This window comes from Serratia sp. ID 25-353, from assembly GCF_054792795.1.
The window spans coordinates 4932703-4945877 of sequence record NZ_CM139236.1; the positions used below are offsets into that span (position 1 = coordinate 4932703).

Here is a 13175-nt window from a genome sequence, read left to right on the forward strand (position 1 = left end):
GATACCAATAATGATACTAAAATGGAGGCAGCATGAACGAGATCAGGGATGATATCACTGATTTGCAACAGCGGCAGAACAGCATCAAATTCGCCGAGTTAGCGAAAATCTGCGTGCGATGGTTTGGGCCGCCGCGCATAAACGGTAGCAGCCATCACGTTTATCGCATGCCCTGGTCAGGCGATCCGCGCATCAATATCCAACGCGGCAACAACGGCGCAGCCAAGGCATATCAGGTTAAGCAGGTCATCGCCGCACTGGCCAGAATGGAGGAAGAACATGGAAAAGCATGAACACTATACCTATCGCATCACCTGGTCAGCGGAAGATCGCGAATATGTCGGGCTGTGCGCCGAATTCCCCTCGCTGTCCTGGCTGGCCGCCACGCGTACCGGCGCACTCGAGGGTATCGAAAAAGTGGTGAGCGAAACGATCGCCGATATGCTGGCGCAAGGCGAAACGCCGCCGCAGGCGCTGGCGGAAAAGAACTTCAGCGGAAAACTGGTGTTGCGCATGACGCCGGAACAGCATCGGCGGCTGGCGATCGGCGCGATGGAGGAAGGCGTGAGCCTGAACCGTTATCTGTGCGCACGGCTGGCGGGGTAGCGGTTTAAGGGCGGCGCCGGGCCGCCCTTGACGTCGTCAGGCCAAACGCTGTTTCGCTGCGGCGATTGCCGCGGCCACCTGCTGCGGTGCGACGCCGCCTTTGGCCGCACGCTTGTCCAGGCAGGATTGCAACGCCAGGATCGGATAAACGTCGTCACCGATCGTCGCGCTAAACTGCTGCAAGTCCGCCAGCGGCAGCGCTTCCAGCGGTTTACCCTGGCGAATCGCCTCTACCACCGCCTCGCCGACGATATGGTGCGCTTCGCGGAACGGCACGCCCTTGGCGACCAGGTAATCCGCCAGCTCGGTGGCATTGGCATAGCCCTGCTCAGCCGCTTCCTGGCAGCGCGGGCGTTTCACCTGAATGCCGTCCAGCACCAGCGCCGCCATCTGCAGGCAGTCCATCCAGGTATCGAGCGCGTCGAACAGCCCTTCTTTGTCTTCCTGCATGTCTTTGTTGTACGCCAGCGGCAGGCCTTTCAGCGTCATCATCATGCCGGTCAGTGCGCCTTGTACGCGCCCGCATTTGCCGCGGATCAGCTCCAGCGCGTCCGGGTTTTTCTTCTGCGGCATCAGCGAAGAGCCGGAGGTCACGCGGTCGGACAGCTCGACAAACGCCGCTTCGCCGCTGTTGAAGAAGATCAGATCTTCGGCGAAGCGCGACAGGTGCACCATGCTGATGGCGGCATTGGACAGCAGCTCCAGCACGTGATCGCGATCGGATACGCTGTCCAGGCTGTTGCGGGTCGCCGAGGCGAAGCCCAGCCAGCCGGCCAGCTGCTCGCGATCGATAGGATAAGCGGTGCCGGCCAGCGCGCCGCTGCCCAGCGGGCTGACGTCCAGCCGTTTCAGGGTATCCTGCAGACGGCTCTCATCGCGCGCCAGCATCTCGACATAGGCCAGGCACCAGTGCGCGAAAGTCACCGGCTGCGCGCGTTGCAGGTGGGTATACCCCGGCATCACCGCATCCTGGTTGGCTTCGGCGGTTTCCACCAGTGCCTGCTGCAGCTGGACGATTGCCTGATGCAGATCGCCGATCTGCTGTTTGCACCACAGCTTCAGATCGGTCGCGACCTGATCGTTGCGGCTGCGGCCGGTGTGCAGCTTCTTGCCCAAATCGCCGACTTTCTCGATCAGTTGCTGCTCTACCCAGCTGTGGATGTCTTCCGCATCGCTTTGGACGATCGCCAAAGGATCGGCCTGAACTTCCGCCAGTAGCGCATCCAGCGCCTGTTCCAGCTGCTGTTGCTCCGTTGCCGTCAACACGTTAACGGTCACCAGCGCCTTAGACCAGGCCACCGAGCCCTCGATATCCTGCTCCGCCAGGCGATAATCGAACCGCAGCGAATCGTTAAGTTGCTTGAACCGCTGATCCGCCGCCTGAGTGAACCGTCCGCCCCAAAGTGCCATATCTTACTCCTGTCCCCGTCATACTTCGAGCCGCAGGTGTGTTGGCTGCGAGCGCTCACCCGAATCACTTACCGATGTAAGCTCATCGGGACTCTCGCCCTTGCCGCCTTCCTGCAACTCGAATTATTTAGGGTATGAATTTTATACGAAAAGGCGCAGCATGCTGCGCCCTTGCAGAGTCACGCCAATCGATTATTTATTCTTTTTCTCGTTCAACGCGCGGATGCGTGAAGACAGAGAGAACAGACGGATAAAGCCGCCCGCGTGGCTGTGATCGTAAACTTCATCTTCGCCGAAGGTGGCGAATTCTTCGGAGTACAGGCTGTTGGCCGATTTCTTCTGGGTCGCCGTCACCTGGCCTTTGTACAGCTGCAGCACGACTTCGCCGTTCACCTCTTCAGCCAGCGCTTCGGCGGAAGCCTGCAGCGAGCGGCGTAGCGGCGCAAACCAGCGGCCGTCGTACACCACATAAGACATCTCCAGGCCCAGCTGCTCGCGCCATTTGAAGCTGTCGCGGTCCAGCACCAGCTGCTCGACGGCGCGCAGCGCCGCCACCATGATGGTGCCCCCCGGGGTTTCATAGCAGCCGCGGGATTTGATGCCCACCAGGCGGTTTTCCACGATGTCGATACGGCCGACGCCGTGCTTGGCGCCCAGCGCGTTCAGGGTTTCCAGGCACTGGTACGGCGACAGCGCTTTACCGTTAACCGCCACAACGCGGCCTTTCTCAACGGTGACGGTCACCTGCTCAGGCTGATCCGGCGCTTCCTGCGGATCGACGGTCCACACCCAGCAATCTTTGTTCGGCGCATTCCACGGGCTTTCCAGCACGCCGCCTTCGGTCGAGATGTGCCAGGCGTTTTCATCGCGGCTGTAGATCTTCTCCAACGATGCGGTGGTCGGGATGTTGCGCTCTTTCAGGTAATCCAGCAGCGCTTCACGGGAACGCAGGTTCCACTCACGCCACGGCGCCACCACTTTCAGCTGCGGCGCCAGCGCGGTGTAGGTGGTCTCGAAACGCACCTGGTCGTTGCCTTTGCCGGTCGCACCGTGGCACAGCGCGTCGGCGCCCACTTTCAGCGCCAGCTCGACCTGCGCCTTGGCGATGATCGGCCGCGCCATCGACGTGCCCAGCAGGTAGCTGCCTTCGTACAGGGCGCCGGTCTGCAGCACCGGATAAACGTAATCGCGGATAAATTCTTCACGCAGATCGACCACGTGACATTCAGAGGCACCGGACTGCAGGGCTTTTTGCTCCACGCCTTCCAGATCGCTGCGCTCCTGACCGATGTCCGCCACGAACGCCACCACTTCACAGCCGCCGTAGTTCTCTTTCAGCCATGGAATGATGGCCGAGGTATCCAGGCCGCCGGAGTACGCCAGAACGATTTTTTTGATGCCTTGGTTTTGCATGATCTATTCCTTTCTAATTCTAAAATTAAGCGAGGATCCGGGTGCCAATCGACACGCCGTTAAACAAAGCAGAAAGCTGATCGGCATGGCGCCAGCTGGCGATATCCACCGGGCGGCCGAGGGTGCGGGCCGCGTCGAGCGCCGCATTCACCTTCACCACCATACCATCGGTGATGATGCCTTGCGCGATCAGTTGTTCCGCTTTTTGCGCCGTCATTTCCGCAATGCGTTGCCCCTTGCCGTCGAGGATGCCGCTGACGTCCGACAGCAGGATCAGATCCGCCCCCAGCGTCGCCGCCAGCGCCGTCGCCGCCTGATCGGCGTTCACGTTCATTAACTGCCCTTCGGCAGTGATGCCGATGGAGCTGACAACCGGCAGGTAGCCAGCGCTCAGCAGGGTATTGAGCAGCGCGGGCGAACCGGGCTGCGCGTTGCCGACGTGGCCCAATGCCGGATCGAGAGGGGTCACGACCGCGCTGCCGCCATCCGCCAGGCTCAGGCCGACGGCGTTGATTTGGTGTTTAATCGCCCACGCCAGCAGCGTTTTGTTGGCGGTGCCGGCCAGCGCGCCGGTGATGATGTCGATCTGATCGGCCGGCGTGACCCGCAGGCCGTTCTTTTTCACCACCGGCAAAGCGAGCTGCTTCATCAGTTCGTCCACCACGCAGCCGCCGCCGTGCACGATCACCAGCGGACGCTGATGCTGCTGCCGGTAGCTGTCCAGCGCGGTAAACAGACGCTCCAGCGCTTCTTCACTGTCTAATAACACGCCACCTAACTTGATAATTAACGGGTTCATTGCTGTTTACTCACGCTGGTTTAAAGGAGTGACTGGGTTTCCGGGAAGCCGAAACGGATATTCAGGCATTGCACCGCCTGCGCCGCCGCGCCTTTCAGCAGGTTGTCTTCCACCGCTACGGCGATCAGATGCTCGCCCTGCACCGCAAAACCGATGTCGCAGAACGGCAGCCCCACCACCGCTTTCAGCGCCGGCACGCCCTGGTCGTACAACCGCACCAGCGGCTTGTCGTCATAGGCGGCATGATAGGCGGCGGCGACGTCCTGCGCGGTCACGCCGGCCTTCAGGCGGCAGGTGATGGTTTCAAGGATGCCGCGCGGGAAATTGCCCAGGTGCGGCGTAAAGATGACCGGCACGCCCAGGTGCGCGGCGATCTCCGGCTGGTGCCGATGAGTGAAAATACCGTACGGCTGCAGGCTCACTTCGCAGAAGCTAGTGGTCATGCTGGCCTTGCGCCCGGCGCCGCTGACGCCGCTGGTGGCGTTAATCACCGGCCACTGGTCGAGGTTCAGCAGCTGTTTTTCGATCAACGGTTTCAGCGCCAGCTGCGCCGCCGTCGGGTAACACCCCGGCACGGCAATCAGCTGCGCCTGTTTAATCTTGTCGCTCTGCCATTCCGCCAGGCCGTATACCGCCTGCTCCAGCAGGGCGCCATGCTGATGTTCGAAACCGTAGTACTGGCTATAAAAACCGGCGTCCTGCACGCGGAAGGCGCCCGACAGATCGAACACCACGCAGCCCGCCGCCAGAAAGGCCGGTGCGATATCGTGGCTGACTTCATGGGCGGTGGCGAGGAACACCACGTCGATGCCCTGCGCCGCCTTGGCAACGTCGATCAACGGCTGCAGCGGCAGATCGACGATGCCTTTCAACTGGGGATGGAGATCGGAAAGCAACTTTCCTGCATCTGCACTTTGCGCTGAAACCGCTAAAGCGGTTATGTTCATGTGTGGGTGGCGATTCAGGTAAGCCGTGAGCTCCGCTCCGGCGTAACCGCTGGCACCAACGATCAGCGTATTCAACATGTGGCCTTTCACCTTCTAAACTGACGTGCGGTCGCTTGCGACCCAGGTAACAGGGCTAGCCAGCGTTGATGCGCCGTTCACCCACGGAGCCAGGCGTTGATGCTTTTATAAACATCTGGGTATCGGGTTCCCTTATGCACCGGCTTACTGTATTTTTATTCAAAATAAATGCATGAATATTGATACTATCCTAACCAAAGGCTGTCAACAGTGAAGATGAAATTACCTCCATTTATTGAGCTGTACCGGGCGTTGATCGCCACTCCGTCAATCAGCGCCACCGATGCCGGCCTCGATCAGAGCAATGAGGCGTTAATCAACTTGCTGGCCGGATGGTTTGCCGACCTGGGCTTTCGCGTCGACGTACAGCCGGTGCCGGAATCGCGCCACAAATTCAACCTGCTGGCCAGCATCGGCGAAGGCAGCGGCGGCCTGCTGCTGGCCGGCCATACCGACACGGTGCCTTACGACGAAGGCCGCTGGACGCGCGATCCCTTCACCCTGACCGAGCACGACAACAAGCTCTACGGCCTGGGCACCGCCGACATGAAAGGCTTCTTCGCCTTTATTCTGGATGCGGTGCGCGACATCGACGCGAGCAAACTGACCAAGCCACTGTACATTCTGGCTACCGCAGATGAAGAAACGACGATGGCCGGCGCGCGTTATTTCGCCGCCTCCACCGCCATTCGTCCGGATTTCGCCATCATCGGCGAACCGACCTCGCTGCAGCCGGTGCGCGCGCACAAGGGCCACATGGCCAACGCCATTCGCATCGTCGGCCAGTCCGGCCATTCCAGTGATCCGGCGCGCGGCGTCAACGCCATCGATCTGATGCACGACTCCATCGGCCGCCTGATGGAGCTGCGTAAAACCCTGCAGGAACGCTACAACAATCCGGCGTTCGCCGTGCCTTATCCCACCATGAACTTTGGCCATATCAGCGGCGGCGACGCGGCCAACCGCATCTGTGCCTGCTGCGAGCTGCACCTGGATATCCGTCCGCTGCCCGGCATGACGCTCGACAACATCAACGAGCTGATGCATCAGGCATTGGAGCCGGTGAGCCAACGCTGGCCGGGCCGCCTGACCATCGAAGAGCTGCACGCGTCGGTGCCGGGTTACGAATGCCCGACCGACCACCGCATGGTGGCGGTGATCGAGGAACTGCTGGGCACCCGCACGCAGGTGGTCAACTACTGCACCGAAGCGCCGTTCGTGCAGCAGGTTTGCCCGACGTTGGTGCTCGGCCCCGGCTCCATCGATCAGGCCCACCAGCCGGACGAATACATCGACACCGCCTTTATCGAACCGACGCGCAAACTGTTGGGCCAGCTGGTCAATCACTTTTGCCGGCAATAAACCCGACATTTAACAGGGGAAATGCTTTATGCTTTTCCCTACCTCAAAATAAGTAGAAACCGGCGAAATAAGCCACGCTGATAACCGACGCGGCGTAATTAAATTTCAGAAAAAGCGCCGATTTTGATGTTTTTTTGCTAAAAATAGTGTCAATTGACGATTGGACAGGAACGCGATGTGATCAGGCAGGCGGTCTGCGCCTGACGCGTGAAATTTATTTACAAGATAAAAATCATACAGAACTGGGTCAGGGGTTATATGAACGAACAATATTCGGCAATGCGCAGTAATGTCAGTATGCTCGGCAAATTGCTCGGCGATACCATCAAAGAAGCGCTGGGCGAGCATATTCTCGATCGCGTTGAGACCATCCGTAAGCTTTCCAAATCCTCACGCGCCGGCAACGAAGCGCATCGCCAGGAGCTGCTCTCCACCCTGCAGAACCTGTCCAACGACGAGCTGCTGCCGGTGGCGCGCGCCTTCAGCCAGTTCCTCAACCTGACCAACGTCGCCGAGCAGTACCACAGCATTTCGCCCAACGGCGAGGCCGCCAGCAACCCGGAAGCGCTGGCTCAGCTGTTCAGCCGTCTCAAAGACAAAAAGCTCAGCGACAAAGAGTTGCAGCACGCGGTGTCGCAACTCTCCATCGAGCTGGTGCTGACGGCACACCCGACGGAGATCACCCGCCGCACCCTGATCCACAAGCTGGTGGAGGTCAACACCTGCCTCAGCCAGCTCGATCACAACGATCTGGCCGACTACGAGCGCAACAAGATCATGCGCCGCCTGCGCCAACTGGTGGCCCAGTCGTGGCACACCGATGAAATTCGCAAACATCGCCCCTCCCCGATTGACGAAGCCAAATGGGGCTTCGCGGTGGTGGAAAACAGCCTGTGGGAAGGCGTGCCGGCGTTCCTGCGCGAGTTCAACGAACAGCTGGAAAACTCCATCGATTACAGCCTGCCGGCGGAAGCGGTGCCGGTGCGCTTCACCTCCTGGATGGGCGGCGACCGCGACGGCAACCCGAACGTGACCGCCGAAATTACCCGCCATGTGCTGCTGCTCAGCCGCTGGAAAGCCTGCGACCTGTTCACCCGCGATATTCAGGTGCTGGTCTCCGAGCTGTCGATGACCGAATGCACCCCGGAGCTGCGCGCCCGCGCCGGCGGTGACGAAGTTCAGGAACCGTACCGCGAAATCATGAAGCAGCTGCGCAGCCAGCTGATGAGCTCCCAGGCCTATCTGGAAGGCCGCCTGAAAGGCGAGCGCGTACTGAAACCGCACGACCTGCTGGTGAACAACGAGCAGCTGTGGGAGCCGCTGTATGCCTGCTACCAGTCGCTGCAGGCCTGCGGCATGGGCATCATCGCCAACGGTCAACTGCTGGATACCCTGCGCCGCGTGCGCTGCTTCGGTGTGCCGCTGGTGCGCATCGACGTGCGCCAGGAGAGCACCCGCCATACCGAAGCCATCGCCGAGCTGACCCGTTATCTGGGGCTGGGCGACTATGAAAGCTGGTCGGAAGCCGATAAACAGGCGTTCCTGATCCGCGAACTGAACTCCAAACGCCCGCTGGTGCCGCTGAAATGGCAACCGAGCGCCGATACGCAGGAAGTGCTGGAAACCTGCCGGGTGATCGCCGAAGCGCCGCAGGGCTCGATCGCCGCCTACGTGATTTCGATGGCGCGCACGCCTTCCGACGTGCTGGCGGTGCACCTGCTGCTGAAAGAGGCCGGCTGCCCGTTCGCGCTGCCGGTCGCCCCGCTGTTCGAAACCCTCGACGATCTGAACAACGCCGACGACGTGATGACCCAGTTGCTGAACATCGACTGGTATCGCGGATTTATTCAAGGCAAACAGATGGTAATGATCGGCTACTCCGACTCGGCGAAAGACGCCGGCGTGATGGCCGCCTCCTGGGCGCAGTACCGTGCGCAGGACGCGTTGATCAAAACCTGCGAAAAGGCCGGCGTGGCGCTGACGCTGTTCCACGGCCGAGGCGGCTCCATCGGCCGCGGCGGCGCACCGGCGCATGCGGCGCTGCTGTCGCAGCCGCCGGGCAGCCTGAAGGGCGGCCTGCGCGTCACCGAACAGGGTGAGATGATTCGCTTCAAATTCGGCCTGCCGGAGGTCACCATCAGCAGCCTGGCGCTGTATGCCGGCGCGATCCTCGAGGCCAACCTGCTGCCGCCGCCGGAACCGAAGAAAGAATGGCGGGCGTTGATGGACGACCTGTCCGAGACTTCCTGCCGGATGTATCGCGGCTACGTGCGTGAAAACCCGGACTTCGTGCCTTACTTCCGCGCGGCCACGCCGGAGCTGGAGCTGGGTAAACTGCCGCTGGGCTCACGCCCGGCCAAACGCAAGCCGAACGGCGGCGTGGAGAGCCTGCGCGCCATTCCGTGGATCTTCGCCTGGACGCAGAACCGCCTGATGCTGCCGGCCTGGCTCGGCGCCGGTGCCGGATTGCAGGAAGCGGTGAAAGCCGGTAAGCAGGCGGAACTGGAGGCGATGTGTCGCGACTGGCCGTTCTTCTCCACCCGCATCGCCATGCTGGAAATGGTGTTCGCCAAGGCCGACCTGTGGCTGGCGGAATACTACGATCAGCGCCTGGTGGATAAATCGTTGTGGCCGCTGGGCCAACAGCTGCGCGATCAGCTGGAAAGCGACATCAAGGTGGTGCTGACCATCGCCAACGATGCCCACCTGATGGAAGACCTGCCGTGGATCGCCGAATCCATCGCGCTGCGCAACGTTTATACCGACCCGCTGAACGTCTTGCAGGCCGAGCTGCTGCACCGTTCACGCCAGCAGGATCAGCCGGACGCCCGCGTTGAGCAAGCGCTGATGGTCACCATCGCCGGCGTCGCCGCCGGGATGCGCAACACCGGCTAGTGAGCCTAATCGCGGCCCCGTTTATCGGGGCCGTTTTTTTATGTTTCCCCACAAAAAAAGGGCGCCGCGGTAAAGCGGCGCCCTTTTTCAACAGAACAGGCCTGTCAGGCGGCGGCCACCGGGCGCACGCCCAGCGTGTGGCAGATCGCGTAGCTCATCTCCGCACGGTTCAGCGTATAGAAGTGGAAATCTTTCACCCCTTCGCGGCTGAGGATCTTCACCATGTCCATGGCGATGTTGGCGCCGACCATTTTGCGGGTCTCCGCATCGTCGTCCAGCCCTTCGAACATGCTGGTCATCCAGCTTGGCACCCGCACGTTGGTCATGGTGGCGAAACGCTGCAGCTGCTTGAAGTTGGACACCGGCAGAATGCCCGGCACGATTTCCACGTCGATACCGGCGGCGACGCAGCGGTCGCGAAAACGCAGGTAGCTCTCGACGTCAAAGAAGAACTGGGTGATGGCGCGGCTGGCGCCGGCGTCGATCTTGCGCTTCAGGTTGATTAAATCGGCCTGGGCGCTCTTCGCCTCCGGGTGCACTTCCGGGTAGGCGGCGACGGAAATGTCGAAGTCGCCCACGTCTTTCAGCAGCGCCACCAGATCGGTCGCGTACATTTCCGGCTTGCCGCCGCCCGGCGGCAGATCGCCACGCAGCGCCACGATATGGCGGATGCCGCTGTTCCAGTAATCGGTCGCGATGTCGCGCAGCTGCGCCGGGCTGGCGTCGATGCAGGTCAGGTGCGGCGCCGCCTCCAGGCCGGTGCGTTCCTTGATCCCCTTGATGATGCTGTGGGTGCGATCGCGCTCGCCGGAGTTGGCACCGTAGGTGACGGAAACGAATTTGGGTTTGAGGATGCTCAGACGATCGATCGACTGCCACAGGGTCTCCTCCATCTCGCTGGTGCGCGGCGGGAAGAACTCGAATGATACGTTAATCTGGCCGTTCAACTCCGCCAGACTCTGATTCAGCGCTTCCCGCTGGTTTGCGTGGAAAAAACTCATACCCTGCTCACCTCTTATCGATCACTGTTTTTATTTCATCTTGATGAGCGTCTATACGTTTAGACGTCTAGATAGAAAATGCCGCATGTTGGCTAAAGAGTCAACAGGAAAATGAGGGGAATAAGATGATTAATCCTCACCCGCTCAACGAGGGAATTTCATGACGGCGACAGGGATAAGTATGGCAGTAAAAGCAAAGGGGCGCGGTGAACCCGCGCCCGCAGAGGATTAAAGCAGCTGCGCCAACCGGTTAAGGTCTGACTGGATCGCGCCGGCGGTCACGTCGCGGCCGGCGCCCGGCCCGCGGATCACCAGCGGATTATCGCGATACCAGCGGCTTTCGATGGCGAACACATTGTCGCACGGCAGCAGCGAGGCCAGCGGATGCTCAGGACGCACCGCCTCCACGCCGACCCGCGCCTTGCCGTTGGCGTCGAAACGCGCCACGTGACGCAGCACCAGGCCCATTTCGCTGGCGGCCTCAAAGCGCTGCTGCATCTGCTGGTTCAGCGCCTCGCCGTTCTCGAAGAACTGATCGACGGAACCCTGCTCGCAGCCCGCCGGCACCAGCGACTCGACCCGCACCTGGTTCGGTTCGATGTCGTAGCCCGCCTCGCGTGCCAGGATCACCAGCTTGCGCATCACGTCCTGACCGGAGAGATCAACCCGCGGATCCGGTTCGGTCAGCCCCTGCTGCCAGGCCTGATCCACCAGCTCGGTGAAAGGCACCGTGCCGTCATACTGCAAGAACAGCCAGGAAAGCGTGCCGGAGAAGATGCCGCTGATCGCCAAAATGCTGTCGCCGCTGTCGCGCAGATCGCGCACCGTATGGTTGACCGGCAGGCCGGCGCCAACGGTGGCGTTATACAGCCAGTGGCGGCCGGTTTTGGCGAAGGCGTCGCGAATTTGGCGATAGGTATCGCTGCATGAGGCACCCGCCAGCTTGTTGGCGCCGATCACGTGGAAACCGTAGCTGGCGAAATCCAGATACTGCCCGGCCAGCTCTTCGCTGGCGGTCACGTCGAGCACCACCAGATCGTCGAACGGGTGCGCGCGCATCCACAGGAACAGCGACTCTTCGTCGAGCGCCTGCGCCTCGTCCTCAAAGAACGCCAATGCGCGGCTGGCATCCAACCCGTCGTAGTTCAGCAGGCTGCGGCGGCTGTCCACCACCCCCGCCAGGATAAATTCGAAACCGCTGCGCGCGGAAATATTGGTCTGCTCGCGGGCAAACAGCTCCAGCCAGCGCGACCCGATGTTGCCCTTGCCGAACAGCACCAGACCGATGCGCTTCTCGGCGCGGAACAGGCTTTGGTGCAGCCCCTGAATCAGCAGCGCGGTCGGCCCCTGGCGCAATACCGCCACCAGGCTGATGCCATCTTCCGCCTGCCAAATAAACTCGACCGGCTGATCTTTCAGCTGCTGATAGAAACGGTGGCTGTGCAGCGGGTTCTTGCAAACCCCGGCGCCGACCATCGCCACCAGCGCCAACCCTTCGCGCAGGTGCAGTTCACCCGGCAGCGCCGAGGCCTGCAGGGTCGCCAGCGCGCTGTTGACCACCTCGGAGGTGTAGCACAGCTGCACCCGATTGCGGTCAGGATGAATGCCCACCGCCAGCGGTTTGATCTGCGCGCGCTTGAGCACCAGATCCAACTCTTTCTGCGCCAGTTTGAAGTCGTGCTGAGCGGCGACGTGCAGCTCAATCAGACACACGTCATCGTGGCTGGTGACAATCTTGGCGCCGGTGCCGGACGCCAATACGCGCTCGATGCGCGTCGAGCCCTGCTCCGGCTGGTAGCTGCAGCGCAGCTGAAGATCGATATCGCTGCCGGAGACCGGCTGCAGGGTGCGGGTATGCAGCACCGGCGCCGCCAGGCGCGCCAGCTCGCTGGCTTCGTCCAGGCGCAGCAGCGGCAACAGGCAGGCGTCTTTCACCTTGCGCGGGTCGGCGCTGTATACCCCGGCCACGTCGCTCCAGATGGTGACGCGCGCCGCGCCGGCCAACGCGCCGACCTGAGTGGCAGAGTAATCGCTGCCGTTACGCCCCAACAGCACGGTTTCCCCGGCGTCGTTACGCGAAATGAAGCCGGTCACCACCAGGCGTTTGCCCGGATGTTGAGCCAACAATTGCTGCAGCAGCGGATAAGAACGGCCTTCATCCACCTGTGGCTGCGCGGCGCGCTCGGCGCGCAGGAAATCACGCGCGTCCAGCCAGGCCGCCTGCATATCCAGGTGGTTGAGCACTGCCGCCATCAGGCGCGCCGACCAGATCTCGCCGTGCCCGACCACTTCGGCATAGCACACCTCGTCGACTTTGCCGTCCAGCAGCACCGCCAGACGTTCCAGATCCTGAATGAACTCGGCGATCAGCGGCTCGGCGCTTTCCGCCGGCAGCAGGCCGCCGATAAGATCGCTGTGATAGCGACGCAACGTCTGCTGCACCTGGTGCGCAGACAGGCGGTCGCTCTGGCTGAGCTTCAGCCAGTTGATCAACTGGTTGGTGGTACTGCCGGCGGCCGATACCACCATCATGTCGCCCGGCTGGCTGTATTCCGCCATAATCCCGGCCACACGCAGATAACACTTCACATCCGCCAGACTGCTGCCGCCAAACTTGTGCAGTTGACGCCCGCTCACCGGCCCTGCTACAGCAATTGCATTCAT

10 protein-coding genes are annotated in these 13175 nt (G+C 61.5%); 4 read left to right on the forward strand and 6 right to left on the reverse strand.

Annotated elements, in window-relative coordinates:
* Window positions 1-32: 32 nt before the first annotated feature.
* Complete coding sequence (locus ACYF6X_RS23590) at window positions 33-293, forward strand: hypothetical protein (RefSeq protein ID WP_063991336.1); 261 nt, start codon at window positions 33-35, stop codon at window positions 291-293.
* Window positions 280-606, forward strand: coding sequence for a type II toxin-antitoxin system HicB family antitoxin (locus ACYF6X_RS23595; protein WP_019452249.1), 327 nt, complete (start codon window positions 280-282; stop codon window positions 604-606). Before ACYF6X_RS23590 ends, ACYF6X_RS23595 begins: the two co-directional genes overlap by 14 nt.
* 36 nt (window positions 607-642) lie before the next feature.
* Here the strand turns inward: ACYF6X_RS23595 and argH are convergent, their stop codons facing one another.
* The 4 genes from argH to argC form a co-directional block, all read right to left on the reverse strand.
* On the reverse strand, window positions 643-2016 hold the full coding sequence (gene argH / locus ACYF6X_RS23600; protein WP_130017747.1) for an argininosuccinate lyase: 1374 nt from the start codon (window positions 2014-2016) through the stop codon (window positions 643-645).
* A 192-nt stretch (window positions 2017-2208) separates the two neighbouring features.
* On the reverse strand, window positions 2209-3429 hold the full coding sequence (locus tag ACYF6X_RS23605) for an argininosuccinate synthase (RefSeq protein WP_019452247.1): 1221 nt from the start codon (window positions 3427-3429) through the stop codon (window positions 2209-2211).
* A gap of 25 nt (window positions 3430-3454) precedes the next feature.
* Entirely contained in the window at window positions 3455-4228 is a 774-nt protein-coding gene (argB, locus tag ACYF6X_RS23610) for an acetylglutamate kinase (RefSeq protein ID WP_063991333.1), read from the reverse strand.
* Window positions 4229-4248: 20 nt separating this feature from the next.
* Window positions 4249-5253: an N-acetyl-gamma-glutamyl-phosphate reductase gene (argC, locus tag ACYF6X_RS23615; protein ID WP_063991332.1), complete on the reverse strand. Its 1005-nt coding sequence runs from the start codon at window positions 5251-5253 to the stop codon at window positions 4249-4251.
* 216 nt (window positions 5254-5469) lie between these two features.
* Between argC and argE the strand changes: the two genes are divergently transcribed.
* Together argE and ppc are read left to right on the forward strand one after the other, a co-directional pair.
* Entirely contained in the window at window positions 5470-6615 is a 1146-nt protein-coding gene (gene argE, locus ACYF6X_RS23620; protein ID WP_165384375.1) for an acetylornithine deacetylase, read from the forward strand.
* A 258-nt stretch (window positions 6616-6873) separates the two neighbouring features.
* Window positions 6874-9510 (forward strand): phosphoenolpyruvate carboxylase, encoded by a 2637-nt coding sequence (ppc, locus tag ACYF6X_RS23625; RefSeq protein WP_107228025.1) that lies wholly within the window; start codon window positions 6874-6876, stop codon window positions 9508-9510.
* 104 nt (window positions 9511-9614) lie between these two features.
* Here the strand turns inward: ppc and metF are convergent, their stop codons facing one another.
* Window positions 9615-10511 carry a methylenetetrahydrofolate reductase gene (gene metF, locus ACYF6X_RS23630; RefSeq protein ID WP_033645217.1) on the reverse strand — a complete coding sequence of 299 codons (897 nt, stop codon included), beginning with the start codon at window positions 10509-10511 and terminating at the stop codon, window positions 9615-9617.
* A 228-nt stretch (window positions 10512-10739) separates the two neighbouring features.
* Window positions 10740-13175 (reverse strand): bifunctional aspartate kinase/homoserine dehydrogenase II, encoded by a 2436-nt coding sequence (locus tag ACYF6X_RS23635; RefSeq protein ID WP_107228026.1) that lies wholly within the window; start codon window positions 13173-13175, stop codon window positions 10740-10742.

Bases quoted from the DNA above. Each gene is read 5' to 3' on its own strand.
- argB (WP_063991333.1), bottom strand. From the start codon at position 4,228: ATGAACCCGTTAATTATCAAGTTAGGTGGCGTGTTATTAGACAGTGAA.
- ACYF6X_RS23605 (WP_019452247.1), bottom strand. From the start codon at position 3,429: ATGCAAAACCAAGGCATCAAAAAAATCGTTCTGGCGTACTCCGGCGGC.
- argE (WP_165384375.1), top strand. From the start codon at position 5,470: ATGAAATTACCTCCATTTATTGAGCTGTACCGGGCGTTGATCGCCACT.
- argH (WP_130017747.1), bottom strand. From the start codon at position 2,016: ATGGCACTTTGGGGCGGACGGTTCACTCAGGCGGCGGATCAGCGGTTC.
- ppc (WP_107228025.1), top strand. From the start codon at position 6,874: ATGAACGAACAATATTCGGCAATGCGCAGTAATGTCAGTATGCTCGGC.
- metF (WP_033645217.1), bottom strand. From the start codon at position 10,511: ATGAGTTTTTTCCACGCAAACCAGCGGGAAGCGCTGAATCAGAGTCTG.
- ACYF6X_RS23635 (WP_107228026.1), bottom strand. From the start codon at position 13,175: ATGAATGCAATTGCTGTAGCAGGGCCGGTGAGCGGGCGTCAACTGCAC.
- argC (WP_063991332.1), bottom strand. From the start codon at position 5,253: ATGTTGAATACGCTGATCGTTGGTGCCAGCGGTTACGCCGGAGCGGAG.
- ACYF6X_RS23590 (WP_063991336.1), top strand. From the start codon at position 33: ATGAACGAGATCAGGGATGATATCACTGATTTGCAACAGCGGCAGAAC.
- ACYF6X_RS23595 (WP_019452249.1), top strand. From the start codon at position 280: ATGGAAAAGCATGAACACTATACCTATCGCATCACCTGGTCAGCGGAA.